Source organism: Pseudomonas sp. 478, from assembly GCF_003254125.1.
Classification (GTDB): domain Bacteria; phylum Pseudomonadota; class Gammaproteobacteria; order Pseudomonadales; family Pseudomonadaceae; genus Aquipseudomonas.
Window position 1 is genome coordinate 22,375 of the sequence record NZ_QKZG01000021.1, and the last position, 16,661, is coordinate 39,035.

A 16,661-nucleotide genomic window follows, 5' to 3' on the forward strand; every position below is an offset into this window, starting at 1 on the left:
CGAAACGGGATCAAAGATGGATAACGGCCAGGTCAAGTCGCCCGTAATCACCTTCAGCGTGCTCGCCTCTGGGCGGAACGTGGTGGGTTTTCATCACCTGGTCGCCTTGCAGGGTTTCCAGATGAATATCGAAGCCCCAGAGACGGTGCAGGTGTTTGAGCACTTCCTCGGTGGACTCGCCCAGCGGTTTGCGGTCGTGTTGCTGGTGACGCAAGGTCAGCGAGCGGTCACCACGCCGGTCGATGCTGTAAATCTGCACGTTGGGTTCACGATTGCCGAGGTTGTACTGCGCCGCCAGGGTTTCACGGATGATGCGGTAGCCACCTTCGTCATGAATAGCCGGGACCAGCAGATCCTCCTTCTGGTCGTCATCAAGAATGCTGAACAACTTCAGGTCACGAATCACCTGGGGGGACAGGTACTGCAGAATGAAGCTTTCATCTTTGAAGCTGCTCATGGCGAACTTGATGCTCGACAGCCAGTCGGTGCCGGCAATCTCAGGGAACCAGCGGTAGTCCTCTTCGGTAGGATGTTCACACATGCGGCGAATATCCCGGTACATGGCAAAACCCAGGGTGTAGGGGTTGATGCCGTTGTAGTAGGGGCTGTCGAAGCCGGGTTGGTAGACCACGCTGGTGTGGGACGTCAAAAACTCCATCATGAAGCCGTCTGTCACCAGGCCTTCGTCATACAAGTCATTCATCAGGGTGTAATGCCAGAACGTGGCCCAGCCCTCGTTCATCACCTGAGTCTGACGTTGCGGGTAGAAATACTGAGCGATCTTACGCACGATCCGCACGATTTCCCGCTGCCATGGCTCCAGCAATGGTGCGTGTTTTTCGATGAAGTAGAGGATATTTTCCTGAGGTTCGGCGGGGAAGCGCGCGTTGTCCTTGTCGCTGTACTTGTCTGCACCTTTTGGAATGGTCCGCCACAGATCGTTGATCTGTTTCTGCAAATGCTCTTCACGGTCCTTTTGCCGACGACGTTCTTCTTCGGCGGAAATCGGATAGGGGCGTTTGTAGCGATCGACCCCGTAGTTCATCAGGGCGTGGCAGGAATCCAGCAGGTCCTCGACTGCGTCGATACCGTGGCGCTCTTCGCACTGCATGATGTATTGCTTGGCGAAGACCAGGTAATCGATGATCGAACTGGCATCAGTCCAGGTGCGGAACAGGTAGTTGCCTTTGAAAAAGCTGTTATGCCCGTAGCAGGCATGGGCGACGACCAAAGCCTGCATGCAGATGGTGTTTTCTTCCATCAAATAGGCGATGCACGGGTCCGAGTTGATCACGATTTCGTACGCCAGCCCCATCTGGCCGCGACTGTAGGATTTCTCGGTGCTGAGGAAGTGTTTGCCGTAGGACCAATGGTGATAACCCAGCGGCATGCCGACGGAGGCGTAGGCGTCCATCATTTGCTCGGCGGTGATCACTTCAATCTGGTTAGGGTAAGTATCGAGCGCGTAGCGAGCTGCCAGACGACTGATTTCTTTGTCGTAGGCCTGAATCAGCTCGAACGTCCATTCGGAGCCGGTGGAAATGGGTTGGCGCTTCTGCTCTTTGGCGGTCATGTCACTAACCTGCGCTGGAAGAGTTCACGGAAGACCGGATAGATATCCCCGGCCGAGACCAGTTGTTGCTGGGCAAAAGTGTCAGAGAAGGCTTCGGCGATGCGTTCGTACTCGAACCAAAGGGCCTGATGTTCGCGCGGGGTGATCTCAACGTAAGTGTAGTACTGCACGAACGGCATGATCTGGTTGATCAGAATGTCGCGGCAGATTGGCGAGTCGTCGTTCCAGTTATCGCCGTCGGAGGCCTGGGCGGCATAGATATTCCACTCATTGCTCGGATAGCGTTCGGCCATGATCTCCTGCATCAGCTTCAAGGCGCTGGAAACGATGGTGCCGCCGGTTTCGCGAGAATAGAAAAACTCCTCTTCGTCCACTTCCCGGGCACTGGTGTGGTGGCGGATGAACACGACGTCGATCTTGTCGTAGTTACGCTTGAGGAACAGGTACAGCAGGATAAAGAAACGCTTGGCGATGTCCTTGGTCGCTTGGGTCATGGAGCCGGACACGTCCATCAGGCAGAACATTACCGCCTTGGAACTGGGGTTGGGTTGCTTGATGAGCAGGTTGTACTTGAGGTCGAAGGTATCGAGGAACGGTACGCGATGAATGCGCGCACTGAGTTTTTCGATTTCTGCTTCAACTTTCTGAATATCGCCGAAATTGTCTGGCTCATCACGCTTGAGTCGCAGCAGTTCTTCTTTGGCTTCGCGCAGTTTTGCCCGGCTGCTGCCAGACAGGGCGATTCGCCGTGCATGGGCCGAGCGCAAGGTGCGGATGATGTTGATCCGCGACGGATTGCCCTCGTTACTGATCCCGGCACGAACGGTCTTGAAGGTGTCGGTGCCGGTCAGGTTGCGCTTGACCAGGTTCGGTAGTTCAAGGTCCTCGAACATGAATTCGAGGAATTCCTCCTGGGTGATCTGGAAGACAAACTCGTCCATCCCTTCACCCGAGTTGCCGGCCTTGCCGGGGCCTCTGCCACCGCCACCTCCGGGCGGGCGGGCAATGTGCTCACCACTGGTGAATTCCTTGTTGCCCGGGTGTACGACGGTCTGCTTGCCACCGCGACCGTGGTGAAGCACCGGCTCGTCAATGTCGCGGCCGGGGATACTGATCTGTTCGCCGTGTTCCATATCGGTAATGGAGCGCCGGCTGACCGCCTCTTCGACAGCCTTTTTGATGTGATCACGGTAACGCCGCAGAAACCGCTGACGGTTCACCGTGCTCTTGTTCTTGCCATTGAGACGTCGGTCGATCACATAGCTCATGACTGCTCCTTAGAAGCTGTCCTGAAAGGGGCGAGCGGTTATGCAGCATCGACGGTGCCAAGGGATGTTCACGCTCCCCCAAGCGCTTTTGGACGCTGACTGAACCTCGCTACCGACTTTCGAACACCTCCCAGAGGTCTGTGTAACAGAAAATGCGTACACAGGCCTCTGGCTGACGACAACCGGTCTGACCGGCAGCGGGTTATTGTGATTTTCTGACCCGCAGGTACCACTCGGACAGCAGTCGTACCTGTTTGTCGGTGTAGCCCCGCTCGACCATCCGTGTGACGAAGTCGTTGTGCTTCTGCTGGTCCTCTTTGCTGGCCTTGGCGTTGAAGCTGATGACCGGCAGGAGGTCCTCGGTGTTGGAGAACATTTTCTTCTCGATGACCACCCGCAGTTTTTCGTAGCTGAGCCAGGTCGGATTCTTGCCGTTGTTATTGGCCCGGGCGCGCAGTACGAAGTTGACGATTTCGTTGCGGAAATCCTTCGGATTGCTGATGCCGGCCGGTTTTTCGATTTTCTCCAGTTCTTCGTTCAGCGCTACGCGGTTGAGGATCTCGCCGGTTTCCGGGTCGCGGTATTCCTGGTCCTGGATCCAGAAGTCGGCGTACAGCACATAGCGATCGAAGATGTTCTGACCATACTCGCTGTAAGACTCGAGGTAGGCGGTCTGGATCTCCTTGCCGATGAATTCGATATAACGCGGTGCCAGGTACTCCTTGAGGAAGCGCAGATAGCGTTCGCGGGTTTCCGCCTGGAATTGTTCCTGTTCGATCTGTTGTTCCAGCACGTACAGCAAGTGCACCGGGTTGGCGGCGATTTCGTGCGGATCAAAGTTGAACACTTTCGACAGGATCTTGAACGCGAAGCGGGTCGACAGGCCGTTCATGCCTTCGTCGACACCCGCGTTATCGCGGTATTCCTGGATCGACTTGGCCTTCGGATCGGTGTCCTTGAGGTTTTCGCCGTCATACACGCGCATCTTGGAGTAGATGTTGGAGTTCTCAGGCTCTTTCAGTCGCGAGAGTACGGTGAACTGGGCAAGCATCTTCAGGGTGTCAGGCGCGCAGTGAGCCTTGGCCAGGGAACTGTTGAACAAGAGCTTGTCGTAGATCTTCACTTCGTCGCTGACCCGCAGGCAATACGGCACTTTGACGATGTAGATCCGGTCGATGAAGGCTTCGTTGTTTTTGTTGTTGCGGAAGGTGTGCCATTCAGATTCGTTGGAGTGGGCCAGCAGGATCCCGGTAAACGGAATGGCTCCCAGACCTTCGGTACTGTTGTAGTTGCCTTCCTGTGTGGCGGTCAGCAGTGGGTGCAGCACCTTGATCGGTGCCTTGAACATTTCGACGAATTCCATCAGGCCCTGGTTTGCCCGGCACAGTGCGCCCGAGTAGCTGTAGGCGTCGGCATCGTTCTGCGGGAACTCTTCCAGTTTGCGGATATCGACCTTGCCCACCAGTGCCGAGATGTCCTGGTTGTTTTCATCTCCCGGCTCGGTTTTGGCCACTGCGATCTGGTTGAGGATCGACGGATACAGCTTCACCACACGGAACTGGCTGATGTCGCCGCCGAATTCGGCGAGGCGTTTGGTCGCCCACGGCGACATGATGGTGTTGAGATAGCGCCGTGGAATGCCGAAGTCTTCCTCGAGGATCGCGCCATCTTCAGTGGCGTTGAACAGACCCAGAGGCGATTCGAATACCGGCGAGCCCTTGATCGCATAGAAGGGCACTTTTTCGATCAGCTGTTTCAGCTTCTCGGCCAGGGATGATTTACCGCCACCCACAGGGCCGAGCAGATAGAGAATCTGTTTCTTCTCTTCCAGGCCCTGAGCGGCATGGCGGAAATACGACACGATCTGGTCAATGCATTCTTCCATCCCGTGGAAGTCTTCAAAGGCCGGATAGCGGCGGATTACCTTGTTGGAAAAGATTCGCGACAGCCTCGAGTTGGCCGAGGTGTCGAGGAGCTCCGGTTCGCCGATGGCCAGTAACAGACGCTCGGCGGCGGAGGCGTAGGCGCTGCGGTCGCTTTTGCACAGTTCAAGATACTCTTGCAGCGAGAGTTCTTCCTGGCGTGTGGACTCGAAGCGTTGTTGGAAGTGGCTAAAGATACTCATGACGTCACCTCGCTCGATACGTGGAGCCGACGCCGGATCATTCAGTCGATGCTGGCAGCGACCGAATATGCAGTCGCTGTTTACCCCCCAGAACTCTTTCGAAGCTGACTACCCCGAAAGCTACTCCCGATGACCCGCGCGCCGGTGTACCGGCTCTCCCCTGTTTTGGATGGCCTGCGCTTAAGGATAGTTGCTTATTCGACAGGTAAAGGCGAGATACGTAATTAGTTGTGGCAGACCGTTCGTCTGCCACCGCGCGAGCCCACGGGGACCGGGGCTTGCGCGTTACAAAAAAATTATTCGGAAGTGCCTTGCGCCGTTTCCGAAGGATAAGTCGTACGCCACAGCTCAAAGCCACCATCCATGCTGTAGACGTCGGAGAAGCCCTGGCTAATGAGGTACGCAGCGGCGCTCTGACTGGAATTGCCGTGGTAGCAGACCACCACTGTCGGTGCGTCGAGGTCGGCAGCGCGGATGAAATCCGAGATGGAGTGGTTATCCAGATGCTTCGAGCCGGCGATGTGCAGTGCGGCAAAGGTTGCTGGGTCGCGAACATCGACCACCACCGCGCCTTGTTCGCGCAGGGCCTGGGCCTGTTCCGGGGGGATACGTTTGAATTCGCTCATGGCGGGCTCCTGTGGCTCGGCTGAAAGCGCAGTCTAGCGCGGGGCGCTTGCTGACGATGGTTCGGGGATAAGTGTGGCGACTGGCGGCAGGGCAAGGCCATGCTCGTCGCATTTGCAAGACAGGCGTTCACCGCTGTCGACATTCATGAGGGTCAGGGCGCCACCCCAGACACAACCGGTGTCGAGGGCCGAGATGCCTGGCTCATTGCATCGGCCTTCCAGAGCAGCCCAGTGGCCGAATATGATCTTCAGGCCCCTGGTCTTGCGCTCTTTGTGCTCAAACCAGGGTTTGTAACCCGGTGGCGCGTTGTCGAGGCCTTCCTTGCTTTTGAGGTCAAGCTTGCCCTCGGCAGTACAAAACCGCATGCGGGTGAAATAGTTGGTGATCACCCGCAGGCGTGTCACGCCTTTGAGGTCGTTGTCCCATTTCGCCGGATCGTTGCCGTACATGCCATCGAGGTAGGGCGGCAACAGGTTGTCATCGCGCAATGCCGTCTCGACTTCGGCGGCATACTTCAAGGCCTTGCGCAGCGACCACTGGGGCGGAATGCCGGCATGTACCAGGGCGACATTGCGTTGTTCGTCGTAGTGCATGAGCTTTTGCTGGCGCAGCCACTCCAGCAGTTCCGCGCAATCGGGCGCGGCGAGAATCTCGAGCAGGGTGTCGGATTTCTTCAGGCGTTCGATGTTTTTTCCGGCAGCCAGCAAGTGCAGGTCGTGGTTGCCGAGCACGCATACCAGCGATTCGCGGATGCTATAGAGGAAGCGCAAGGTGTCCAGGGACTGCGGGCCACGGTTGACCAGATCGCCGACCAGCCACAGACGATCCCGTGTCGGGTCGAAGGCGACTTGTCTGAGCAGGCATTGCAGTGCTTGAAGGCAGCCTTGCAGATCGCCGACGGCGTACGTTGCCATCAGTGCAGGGCTCCGGGCACCGCCAGGCGGAATGGGGCGATGATGGCGTCGAAGTGTTTGCCGTCGTCGGCAACCATTTCATAAGTACCCTGCATCGTGCCGACCTTGGAGGTCATGACGGTGCCACTGCTGTAGGTGTGGCTTTCGCCGACGTCGATCAACGGTTGCTGGCCAACAACGCCGGCTCCGCGAACCTCTTCGACATGCCCGTCACCGTCGGTGATCACCCAGTGCCGCGACAACAGTTTGGCCGGTAGCTCGCCATTGTTGTGCACGGTGATGGTATAGGCGAAGGCAAAGCGGTTTTGCTCGGGTTGCGATTGTTCTGCCAGATAGCGGGTGACGACGCTGACGTCGACCTGGTAACGAGGATCGGACATGCAAGAGGCCTTAAACGAAGCGGAACGCGGGGCGTAGCTGATGGAGATCAGTCTAGGCCAAGTATCGGGTAGTAAACCAGACATGAAGGCTGGTGTCCTACCCGATAACGCTCATAGCCTGTCAGTCGGCGGCGGGCGTCTGTAGGACTTGTTCGCTGAGCTTGTCGGCCAGGCGCACGAAGGCGGCCAGATCGAGCTGTTCGGGGCGCAGGCTGCCATCAACGCCGGCGGCTTCGATTTCAGCGTTGCTCAGCAGCAGCTTGAGGGTGTTACGCAGAGTCTTGCGGCGCTGGTTAAAGGCTTCGCGCACGACACGTTCCAACAGCTTGTGATCCTTGGCCGGGTGCGGCAACACCGCGTGAGGCACCAGGCGCACGATAGCCGAATCGACTTTGGGCGGCGGATTGAACGCGCCCGGACCAACGTTGAACAGGTGTTCAACCCGGCAGTGATACTGAACCATGATCGACAAGCGACCCCAGTCACCACCACCAGGGCCTGCTGCCAGGCGCTCGACCACTTCCTTTTGCAGCATGAAATGCATGTCGCGAATCAGACTGGCGTTATGCAGCAGGTGAAAAATCAGCGGCGTAGAGATGTTGTACGGCAGGTTGCCGACCACCCGCAGGCTGTTCGGCGCAGCGTTCAGGCTGGTGAAGTCGAACTTCAGCGCGTCGCCCTGATGCAGGTTGAAATTGCTCTTGCTGGCAAATAGCTGGTTGAGGATCGGGATCAGATCCTTGTCCAGCTCCACCACGTCCAGCTGGGCGCCGCTGTTGAGCAGGCCTTGAGTCAGCGCACCCTGGCCAGGGCCGATTTCCAGCAGACGGTCTTCGGGCTTGGCGCGGATGGCGCGCAGGATGCGGTCGATAACGCCGGCATCGTGCAGGAAGTTCTGGCCAAAGCGTTTGCGCGCCTTGTGTTGGTAATGCTCGGTCATAAACGGGTCTCGGCCATCTGGTAGGCGGTTTCCAGGGCGACTTGCAGGCTGCCGGTATCGATTTTGCCGCTGCCGGCCAGGTCCAGGGCAGTGCCGTGGTCGACCGATGTGCGGATGATCGGCAAGCCGAGGGTCACGTTGACTGCCGCACCGAAGCCTTTGTACTTCAGCACAGGCAAGCCCTGGTCGTGGTACATCGCCAGCACTGCATCGCAGTGCTCCAGATACTTGGGGGTAAACAGAGTGTCGGCGGGCAGGGGGCCACGAAGGTCCATTCCTTCGCCGCGCAGGCGCTCTAATGTAGGTTCGATGATGTCGATTTCTTCATGGCCCAGGTGTCCGCCTTCGCCGGCATGGGGGTTGAGCCCACACACAAGGATGCGTGGCTGGGCAATGCCGAATTTTTCTTGCAGATCGGCGTACAGAATTCGCGTGACCCGTTCCAGACGCTCCGGCGTGATCGCATCGGCAATCTCGCGAAGAGGCAGGTGAGTGGTGACCAGCGCTACGCGCAATCCTCGAGTGGCGAGCATCATCACCACTTGTGCGGTATGGGTCAGGTCGGCGAGAAATTCTGTGTGCCCGGAAAAGGCGATCCCGGATTCATTGATCACGCCCTTGTGCACAGGGGCTGTGATCATGCCGGCAAAATGCCCGTCCAGGCAGCCTTGGCCCGCTCGGGTCAGGGTTTCGAGAACGAAAGCCGCGTTGGCCTTGTCCAGTCTCCCGGCAGTGACCTTGGCGTTGAGCGGTGTATCCCAGACATACAGGCTGTTGGCTGGTGCGGGTACATCCGGCCAGTTGTCCGGGGTTACCGGCAGCAAATCGACAACCACACCCAGCTGCACGGCCCGCTCAAGGAGCAGGTCGAGGCTGGTAATGGCAATCAGGGGATGTGGCTGGGCTTGCGAGGCGAGCAGCAGGCACAGGTCGGGACCTATGCCGGCCGGTTCGCCGGGTGTCAGCGCGAAACGTTTGGGGTTCACTGCGCTGCCTGGTCTGCACCAGGGAGTTTGATCTCTACGTACGCTTCGTCACGGATCTGACGCAGCCAGGTTTGCAGCTCTTCGTCATATTTGCGGTTACGCAATACGGTCATTGCCTGCTGCTCGCGGGCCTGGGTGGTGCTGTCAGTGGCGCGACGGCCAAGGACTTCCAGAACATGCCAGCCATATTGGGTCTGGAACGGCTTGGACAGCTGACCTTGTGGGGTCTTGGCCATCACTTCGCGGAACTCGGGAACCAGTGCATTCGGGTCGACCCAGTTCAGGTCGCCACCGTTGAGGGCGGAACCCGGATCTTCCGAGAAGCTTTTCGCCAGTTCGCCGAAATCTTCGCCCGCTTCGATTCGGGTGTAGAGGGACTGAGCCAGGGCTTTGGTTTTTGCTTCGTCGCGGATCGGACTCGGTTTGACCAGGATATGACGCACGTGCACTTCATCGCGTGTCTGGGTCTCACCGCCACGCTTGTCGAGGATCTTCAGGATGATGAAGCCGCCCGGTGTGCGCATTGGCTGGGTAATGTCGCCGACAGCCATGGTGCTCAGCATGCGATCGAACGGAGGTGGCAGTTGACCGGCTTTACGCCAGCCCATGTCGCCACCTTCCAGTGCGGTTTCGCTGGCGGATTTGGCGATTGCCAACTGACCGAAGTCAGCGCCTTGCTTGAGCTGCTGGTAAACCGCGTCGGCCTGTTTAGCTGCATTCTGAATCGCGTCGGAGTTGGCGCTTTCCGGCGTAGGAATCAGGATGTTGGCCAGGCGGAATTCTTCGGACAGTTGCATTTTGCCAAGGTCGGAAGCGAGGAAGTTCTTCACTTCCTGTTCGGAAACCTGGATTCGCTCGGCCACACGACGCTGACGCACACGGCTGATGACCATTTCGCGGCGAATCTGGTCACGGGCGTCGTCGTAAGACAGACCGTCGCGAGTCAGGGCCGCGCGGAATTGATCCACGGACATGTTGTTGCGCTGGGCAATGGTGCCGACAGCCTGGTTCAGTTCTTCATCGGTAATGCGGATACCCGAACGTTCGCCGATCTGCAGTTGCAGGTTTTCGACGATCAGACGTTCAAGTACCTGCTGATCCAGCACGTTGGCCGGCGGTACGGCAGCGCCGCGCTTGGCGATGGTTTGCTGAACTTCATGAACGCGTTGGTCCAGTTGGCTCTGCATGACCACGTCGTTATCGACAATGGCCACCACTTTATCGATGGACTGCACCGCGGCGTTCGCCGCGGTACCCAGGAACAGCGCGCCCAGCATCAGCGGGCGCAGACAATCAGAAAGCTTGGTCTTCACGTTCACGATAACCTTGGATGCCTTTGTCGAGGAAGCTCTCTACTTTGGCGCCGGTGAGGCCGCCGAGTCCCTTCAGAACAATTTGTAGGAAGATGCCGTGGTCGCCTTTTTCGTTTTGCGGAGCTTCCTGACTGAATTCGTCATAGGAAACCCAGTAACGGTTGATCAGGCGCAGTTTCCAGCAGCAGTTGTCGTACTCGAAGCCACCGAAAGCTTCCAGGGTACGGTTACGGTTGTAGTCATACTGCCAGCGGCTGATGGCGTTCCATTGCGGCACGATCGGCCAGATCACCGAGAAATCGTGCTGCTCGATCTTGTAGTAGTCCTTCACGTAGCCAGGTTGGCCCGGGGTGCCGTAGTCACCACCGCCGACGGACCATTTACCGGTGTTCTGGTCGTAACGGACCTGGTCATTGCGATAGCGATAGCCGGCGTTGATGACCTTGTTCGGGTTGTCTTCAGGCTGGTAGTGGAACATCGCGCTGCCCGAGCGAGGGCTGCGGCTGTCCGGGTCCCAGTTGTAATCGGCCGTGGTGCGCCAATCACGGTTCCAGCGGTATTCGTATTCCAGCGCATAGGGTGAAACGTTGGCATGCGCGTCGTCGCGGGTTTTTGCATCGATACCCGGCAACTGAACTTCGCGATCCTTGAAATACATGGCCTGGCCGACGCTGATGCGTTGACGTTCGAAGCCATTGTCTTCGATCCAGCGGTTGGTTATGCCCAGAGACAGTTTGTTCTCGTCGCCGACGCGGTCGGAGCCGGAGAAGCGGTTGTCACGGAACAGCGACGCGTAGTTGAAGGTGTATTCGCCGGTGTCGAAGACTGGAATGTCGGACTGGTCTTTCTCAGGTACATAGAGATAGTACAGGCGCGGTTCCAGGGTCTGGCGATAGTTTTTGCCGAACCAGTTCGTGTTGCGATCGAAGTAAAGGCCGCTATCGATGCTGGCGATCGGCACGCCACGGCTTTGGTTGCTGCCGAAGGTGCCGTTGAGTCGATCGCCTTCAGCGCCTTGGCTGGCGATGTCAGCTTTGCCCTTGTTATCGAGATCCAGGTCGTACTGGGTGTATTGATATTTGAGCGACGGTTTCAGGAAACCATAAGTCGCATTCATCGGATAGCTGACAACCGGAGCTACGTTGAGACGATTGCCGTTGGCCCGGGCCAGGCCGAAAACGTTGGTATCAAGACGTGGAGTACCGATGGTGCCATCCGCATTAAGCGGCCCGCCATCTTCATCTGTGTAATTACCGGTTTTCAAATCCCGATCAAACCGCACGATTTCCGTGTTGTATGCGAAATCCAGGCCGCCCGGATGTACCGGCAGTGCACCGTCAAAGGTGATCTGCGGCAAGCGGTCATACGGAGTGATGTTTGAAACGGTCGCCAGCTGATAAGCCTGAGCGTTGATGCGAGCGACATAGCTGTCGCCCCGATACGTGACAGAACCCTGCTGATTCACATAATCCGCGCTTTTCACGCCAATCTGGTCAGTCTGCAGATCCTGGAAGTAATACGGATCGCTGATCTTGGTGTAATCGACTTGAGTCAGAACGCGCGAGTCGAGACCGCCCTTGTGCTGCCAGTTGTACATGTAGCGGGTTTTTTCGGCGTCGGTCTGTTTGTCGCGATCGTTGGATTCGTCGTTGAGGTACGCGGCGCCGAACTGACCTTCGCTGGACTTGGTCAGGTAACGGAATTCGCCTTCCATCAACAGACCGTGCTTGGCCATGTAGCGCGGGTACAACGTGGCATCGTAGTTCGGTGCCAGGTTGAAGTAATACGGTGTGACCAGCATGAAGCCGGTATCGCTGCCGGTGCCAATGGTCGGCGGCAGGAAGCCGGACTGGCGACGGTCGTCGATCGGGAAATAGATGTACGGCGTGTACAGAACCGGAATGTCCTTGACCCGCAGTGTCACGTTGGTCGCGGTACCGAAACCGGTGGCCGGGTTCAAGGTGATGTTGTTGCCCTTGAGCTGCCAGGCGTTGCTGTTCGGTTCGCACGTGGTGTACGTACCATCCTTGAGGCGGATGATCGCGTTCTCGGCACGTTTGGCGTACAGCGCATTACCGCGGATACGGGATTTATGCATCACGTATTCGGCGTTGTCGACCTTGGCTTCACCGGTGTCGAGCTGTACGTCGGCGTGGTCGCCAACGATCAGTGCGCCGTTGTCGCGAACACGGACGTTGCCGCTCAGTTCGCCACGGCTCTCGGCCTGGTACAGGTTCGCTTCGTCGGCTTCGACCTGCATGCTGCCCTGGCGCATGACCACGTCGCCCGCGAGGGTCGCGACCTGCTCATCCTGCTTATAGCGAGAGGCTTTGGCGCCGAGAAAGGTCGGAGCGTCACTTTTATTCGTCTTGTCATTCATGCCAGGACGAATGGGTTCGATATAGGAACCAGAGCAGTAAGGACCTGTTTCGGCCAATTGCGCTGCAGTGAGCTTCTCGCGCGGAACCCAGTCGAGGTGACTGTAGTCTTCGCTACGCGACTTCAGGCCACGGCCCTTGGATTCGGTCACCAGCACAGGCTTGGCACCGGTGTCTTGACTTAAACCGCTGTCAGCCGGAGTCTCGCCGCTGGTGCTTGCCGCCGCACTGCCGTCATGGACGGGGCGAGGTGGCAGCGCAGCTGCTGGAGATTTTGGCGCACAGTTCCAGGCACCCGAAGCAGAGACTGAGCAGTCATACTGTTCCGCGGCGACCACGAACGAAGTGGCTAGAGGTTGCAGGGCCAGCAGACTGCCGGTAACCAACAACGGAAATTTTTTACGAAACGCGGGGGATTTCAATGCCATCTTATTAGTCCGGGCTTCCTGCGTGCCATCTGCCCGCGGTGTGGGCCGCACGCCTCTCGATGGTCTGAAAAAGATGCTGGATAATAAAGCATGACCCGCTTGACGGCTAGCGCCGTCGGAGACCCTTGCAATGCCTGACCAAGATGTACGTTTGCAACACCTGAAAGTTTGGCTCGATGAGCAATTGGCTGTCCTCTTTGCAGAGCAGAATTGGGGTGTCGTACCCCCGGCCACGTTGACCGCGGCCAGTAGCGATGCGAGTTTTCGACGTTATTTTCGCTGGGAAGGCGAGGGCAGAAGCTTCGTCGTGATGGACGCGCCACCGCCCCAGGAAAACTGTAAACCCTTCGTGGATATCGCTTTTTTGCTGGCGAAATCCGGAATAAATGTTCCGAAAATTTATGCTGAAGACCTCGAACGTGGTTTTCTTTTGCTCAATGACCTGGGCAACAAGACTTACCTTGACGTGATCGACAGCGAAAATGCTGACGATTTGTTCGAGGATGCCCTGCAAGCACTGCTGGCTTTTCAGCAGTTGCCGATGGTTGCACCGCTGCCAAGTTATGACGTGGCGCTGCTGCGCCGTGAGCTGGAGTTGTTCCCTGAGTGGTACGTGAAGCGCGAGTTGGGCATCGAGTTCGACTCGGCGCAGCAAATACTCTGGCAGAACATAACTGAGCTATTGATCGACAGCGCACTGGCCCAGCCCAAAGTGCTGGTGCACCGCGATTACATGCCACGCAACCTGATGCTCAGCGAGCCAAATCCTGGCGTGCTGGATTTCCAGGACGCAGTCTATGGTCCCGTGACCTACGACGTGACCTGCCTGTTCAAGGATGCGTTCCTCAGCTGGCCCGAGGAACGTGTGCGCGGCTGGCTGCAAGCTTACTGGCAGCAAGCGGGCGATCTCGGAATCCCGGTTCAGCCCGACTTCGAAGATTTCCTGCGTGCCAGTGACCTGATGGGCGTGCAGCGGCACTTGAAAGTGATCGGCATCTTTGCCCGCATCTGTCACCGTGACGGCAAGCCTCGCTATCTCGGCGATGTGCCACGCTTCTTTGCTTATATAGACGCCGTGATCGCCCGCCGTCCTGAACTGGCCGAGCTGGATGTGTTGCTGCTGAGTCTACGTGCTGGAGTGAATGCATGAAGGCAATGATTCTGGCCGCAGGGAAAGGCGAGCGCATGCGCCCGCTGACCCTGACCACGCCGAAACCGCTGGTTCGCGCGGGCGGTATACCGTTGATCGAGTATCACTTGAAAGCCTTGGCGGTGGCGGGGTTTACCGAGGTGGTAATCAACCATGCCTGGCTCGGCCAGTTGATCGAAAACTACCTGGGTGATGGTTCGCAATACGGCGTACGTATTCAGTACTCGCCGGAAGGTGAACCACTGGAAACCGGAGGCGGGATTTTCCGCGCGCTGCCGTTGCTGGGTGACGAGGCCTTTATGGTGGTCAACGGTGACATCTGGACCGACTACGACTTCAGCATGTTGCACCACCCCATCACCGGGCTGGCGCATCTGGTGTTGGCGGACAACCCTGCCCATCATCCGACTGGCGATTTCAACCTGATCGACGGGCAAGTACGCGACGCTCAACCGGGCACTGCAACCCTGACCTACAGCGGCATCGCGGTCCTGCACCCGCAGCTGTTCGACGGTTGCTCTGCCGGCGCCTTCAAGCTTGCGCCGCTGCTGCGCAAGGCCATGGCCGATGGACAAGTCACCGGCGAGCACTTGAAGGGACATTGGGTGGATGTTGGCACTCACGAGCGTCTGGCTGAAGTCGAAACCCTGTTAGAAGCGAGACGCTGACATGTTGTGGCCAGGGACTCTGATTGGAGCCGGAGCGGGCTTTTACATCGCCAGCATTCCGGGGGCCATGCTTGGCGCCTTGTTGGGGCAGGTGCTGGATCGGCACTTGCACATACAGAGCTGGGCGCACTTGCGAGAAAAGCTCGGTGGCCGCCCGGTGCTGCGCAACGATGAATTGCTGTTTGTGTTGTTGGGACGCCTGGCCAAGAGCGATGGAAGGGTGGTCGAGGGCCATATCCAGCAGGCCCGTCAGGAAATGCGTTCTCTGGACATGACCGAGTCGGCCCAGCTCCGGGCCATTGCCGCGTTCAATCGCGGCAAGTCGGGAAATGACCGGTTGCGTGGGTATTTGCGCCGCTTGAGCGCTCAGCCTCATGCGGCCGAAGGCGTCTTGCGCGCCTGTTGGCGGATGATCTGGGCGGATGGCCGCGCCGGCAGTGCTGAACGAGAGCTGATCAGGCAGTGGGGTAAATGGCTGGGCTGGACGTCACAACAGGTGCAGGCTCTGGCAGCCGATTACGAGCAGCACAAGTTTGCACAGGCCAGCACCGCGCTGACCTATCAAGATGCTCTGCGGCTTTTGGGCGTTTCGGCGACCACCGAGCCGGCGCAGATCAAGCGTGCTTATCGACGCCTGCTGAGTCGCCATCACCCGGACAAGATCGCCGGCAGCGGTGCGACGGCGCTGCAGGTGCGCGAAGCCACTGACAAGACTCGCGAACTGCATAGCGCCTACACATTGATTCGCGCGCGGCGGAATTTTCGTTAGGGCAACAGATTTGTAGTGTTTGTACGCCCCCTTCGCGAGCAAGCCCGCTCCCACATTTGACCGGTATACACAGGACAAATGTGGGAGCGGGCTTGCTCGCGAAGGGGGCGGCGCGGTCTATCAGTTGACCGCGTTCTGTGGATTCAACCAGCCTCGCACCCGCCGGAACAGCTGCTCTTGCTCAGCCTTGGAATTACCCGGTAAAGCCTTGAGCGAGACCTGACTGAACCCCGAAGTCTTCAAGCGTTTGCTGGCTTGCAAACGCTCCAGTGCCAGGTTGCGATCCAACGGCTTGTCCATATAGAAGATGTCTGCGGTGGGCAGCTTCAGGGTCGTTGTCAGCTCGGCCAGCTCCGGTTTGGCTTTCACCGGCATCTGAGCGGCGACCATCACAAACTTCTCGACTTGCGAGGGCTGCTTCTCGCTCAGGTAGCGCGCGGCCCAGTAAGCGCCAGTGCCATGCCCCAGCACGACAATGCGGCGAGCGCTTTGCTGTTCGGCGTAGGCAATGGCGGCGTCGATGCGGGCGAAGATTCGTTCGGCGTCGGCTTTGGCCTGTTCCTCGGTGGTTTCGGCGATCGCCTTGTCCGCCACCTCCGCTTCACCGCCTGCCGCTTGTTCGATGGGCGCGGCAGTGGTCGAGTTTTTGCTGCCGGTGTCAGCGGCTTTTGGTGTAGGTGCGATTTCTACGATACGCGGCGCAATGGCATCGCTTTGCAGGTCCGGCAAGGTGATACTCAGGCTGCTCCACTCGGCGTCCGGCAATTTACGTCGCAATGGACCGATTGCTTGCGGCCAGTCAACGGTTTCGCCGGCGCCCGGGATGATAATCACCGCGCCTTTGGGTTCGGCGGCATTGGCCGGTTTCCACAAGGCCAGAAACGTGTCGCTGCCCGCTTGCAGTTGCTGCTGTTCCTGAGCCGGGATCTGTCGCTCAAGTGCAGACGCTTCTTCCTGACTACGCTCAAGCAGCGGCTGGCGCTCGACCGGTTTTTCTTCGGCCGGTGTTTCCGTAGTGGCAGGCACCGGGTCAGCGGCCTCGACAGAAAAGGCGCAAGGCAGGATTAGCGACAGGCACAATGCTGGCAGTGCCAGGCGGTAGACAGGGGGCATCGGATATTCCAGGCCAGAAGTTATTCCGG

General features: G+C 58.2%; 14 protein-coding genes. 3 read left to right on the forward strand and 11 right to left on the reverse strand.

Features of this window, described 5'->3' with window-relative positions:
• Positions 1-10: 10 nt before the first annotated feature.
• The 10 genes from DFS28_RS29220 to DFS28_RS29265 form a co-directional block, all read right to left on the reverse strand.
• On the reverse strand, positions 11-1,573 hold the full coding sequence (locus tag DFS28_RS29220; RefSeq protein WP_074871405.1) for a SpoVR family protein: 1,563 nt from the start codon (positions 1,571-1,573) through the stop codon (positions 11-13).
• Positions 1,570-2,841, reverse strand: coding sequence for a YeaH/YhbH family protein (locus tag DFS28_RS29225; RefSeq protein WP_008147198.1), 1,272 nt, complete (start codon positions 2,839-2,841; stop codon positions 1,570-1,572). Before DFS28_RS29225 ends, DFS28_RS29220 begins: the two co-directional genes overlap by 4 nt.
• 202 nt (positions 2,842-3,043) lie before the next feature.
• Positions 3,044-4,966 (reverse strand): PrkA family serine protein kinase, encoded by a 1,923-nt coding sequence (locus DFS28_RS29230; RefSeq protein WP_033056218.1) that lies wholly within the window; start codon positions 4,964-4,966, stop codon positions 3,044-3,046.
• 296 nt (positions 4,967-5,262) lie between these two features.
• Positions 5,263-5,592: a thiosulfate sulfurtransferase GlpE gene (gene glpE / locus DFS28_RS29235; protein ID WP_008147200.1), complete on the reverse strand. Its 330-nt coding sequence runs from the start codon at positions 5,590-5,592 to the stop codon at positions 5,263-5,265.
• 33 nt (positions 5,593-5,625) lie between these two features.
• Positions 5,626-6,507, reverse strand: a complete 882-nt coding sequence (locus DFS28_RS29240) for a symmetrical bis(5'-nucleosyl)-tetraphosphatase (RefSeq protein WP_111452553.1) — start codon at positions 6,505-6,507, stop codon at positions 5,626-5,628.
• Positions 6,507-6,887 carry a Co2+/Mg2+ efflux protein ApaG gene (gene apaG, locus DFS28_RS29245; RefSeq protein WP_046052365.1) on the reverse strand — a complete coding sequence of 127 codons (381 nt, stop codon included), beginning with the start codon at positions 6,885-6,887 and terminating at the stop codon, positions 6,507-6,509. The genes DFS28_RS29240 and apaG overlap by 1 nt, the downstream gene beginning before the upstream one ends.
• A 121-nt stretch (positions 6,888-7,008) precedes the next feature.
• Positions 7,009-7,827, reverse strand: coding sequence for a 16S rRNA (adenine(1518)-N(6)/adenine(1519)-N(6))-dimethyltransferase RsmA (gene rsmA, locus DFS28_RS29250; protein ID WP_111452554.1), 819 nt, complete (start codon positions 7,825-7,827; stop codon positions 7,009-7,011).
• A complete protein-coding gene (pdxA, locus tag DFS28_RS29255) occupies positions 7,824-8,813 on the reverse strand; it encodes a 4-hydroxythreonine-4-phosphate dehydrogenase PdxA (protein ID WP_111452555.1) in 990 nt (329 codons plus the stop codon). Before pdxA ends, rsmA begins: the two co-directional genes overlap by 4 nt.
• Entirely contained in the window at positions 8,810-10,126 is a 1,317-nt protein-coding gene (surA, locus tag DFS28_RS29260; RefSeq protein WP_146604234.1) for a peptidylprolyl isomerase SurA, read from the reverse strand. Before surA ends, pdxA begins: the two co-directional genes overlap by 4 nt.
• A complete protein-coding gene (locus DFS28_RS29265) occupies positions 10,107-12,932 on the reverse strand; it encodes an LPS-assembly protein LptD (RefSeq protein ID WP_111452556.1) in 2,826 nt (941 codons plus the stop codon). Before DFS28_RS29265 ends, surA begins: the two co-directional genes overlap by 20 nt.
• A 130-nt stretch (positions 12,933-13,062) precedes the next feature.
• On the opposite strand from DFS28_RS29265, the gene DFS28_RS29270 reads away from it, so the two are divergent.
• From DFS28_RS29270 to DFS28_RS29280, 3 genes are read left to right on the forward strand one after another with little or no spacing between them, the layout of a single operon-like run.
• The gene (locus tag DFS28_RS29270) at positions 13,063-14,082 is read left to right on the forward strand and encodes an aminoglycoside phosphotransferase family protein (RefSeq protein WP_111452557.1); all 1,020 of its coding nucleotides are present in this window, start codon (positions 13,063-13,065) and stop codon (positions 14,080-14,082) included.
• Positions 14,079-14,750, forward strand: coding sequence for an N-acetylmuramate alpha-1-phosphate uridylyltransferase MurU (gene murU / locus DFS28_RS29275; RefSeq protein WP_111452558.1), 672 nt, complete (start codon positions 14,079-14,081; stop codon positions 14,748-14,750). Before DFS28_RS29270 ends, murU begins: the two co-directional genes overlap by 4 nt.
• 1 nt (position 14,751) lies before the next feature.
• Positions 14,752-15,519, forward strand: a complete 768-nt coding sequence (locus DFS28_RS29280; protein WP_111452559.1) for a TerB family tellurite resistance protein — start codon at positions 14,752-14,754, stop codon at positions 15,517-15,519.
• Positions 15,520-15,639: 120 nt separating this feature from the next.
• Here the strand turns inward: DFS28_RS29280 and DFS28_RS29285 are convergent, their stop codons facing one another.
• Positions 15,640-16,632, reverse strand: a complete 993-nt coding sequence (locus tag DFS28_RS29285) for an alpha/beta hydrolase family protein (protein ID WP_111452560.1) — start codon at positions 16,630-16,632, stop codon at positions 15,640-15,642.
• Positions 16,633-16,661: the final 29 nt, after the last annotated feature.

Excerpts from the sequence above, each read along its gene's own strand:
- glpE (WP_008147200.1), bottom strand. The coding sequence starts at position 5,592 with ATGAGCGAATTCAAACGTATCCCCCCGGAACAGGCCCAGGCCCTGCGC.
- rsmA (WP_111452554.1), bottom strand. The coding sequence starts at position 7,827 with ATGACCGAGCATTACCAACACAAGGCGCGCAAACGCTTTGGCCAGAAC.
- DFS28_RS29280 (WP_111452559.1), top strand. The coding sequence starts at position 14,752 with ATGTTGTGGCCAGGGACTCTGATTGGAGCCGGAGCGGGCTTTTACATC.
- DFS28_RS29230 (WP_033056218.1), bottom strand. The coding sequence starts at position 4,966 with ATGAGTATCTTTAGCCACTTCCAACAACGCTTCGAGTCCACACGCCAG.
- apaG (WP_046052365.1), bottom strand. The coding sequence starts at position 6,887 with ATGTCCGATCCTCGTTACCAGGTCGACGTCAGCGTCGTCACCCGCTAT.
- DFS28_RS29220 (WP_074871405.1), bottom strand. The coding sequence starts at position 1,573 with ATGACCGCCAAAGAGCAGAAGCGCCAACCCATTTCCACCGGCTCCGAA.
- murU (WP_111452558.1), top strand. The coding sequence starts at position 14,079 with ATGAAGGCAATGATTCTGGCCGCAGGGAAAGGCGAGCGCATGCGCCCG.
- DFS28_RS29265 (WP_111452556.1), bottom strand. The coding sequence starts at position 12,932 with ATGGCATTGAAATCCCCCGCGTTTCGTAAAAAATTTCCGTTGTTGGTT.
- DFS28_RS29240 (WP_111452553.1), bottom strand. The coding sequence starts at position 6,507 with ATGGCAACGTACGCCGTCGGCGATCTGCAAGGCTGCCTTCAAGCACTG.
- DFS28_RS29285 (WP_111452560.1), bottom strand. The coding sequence starts at position 16,632 with ATGCCCCCTGTCTACCGCCTGGCACTGCCAGCATTGTGCCTGTCGCTA.
- DFS28_RS29225 (WP_008147198.1), bottom strand. The coding sequence starts at position 2,841 with ATGAGCTATGTGATCGACCGACGTCTCAATGGCAAGAACAAGAGCACG.
- DFS28_RS29270 (WP_111452557.1), top strand. The coding sequence starts at position 13,063 with ATGCCTGACCAAGATGTACGTTTGCAACACCTGAAAGTTTGGCTCGAT.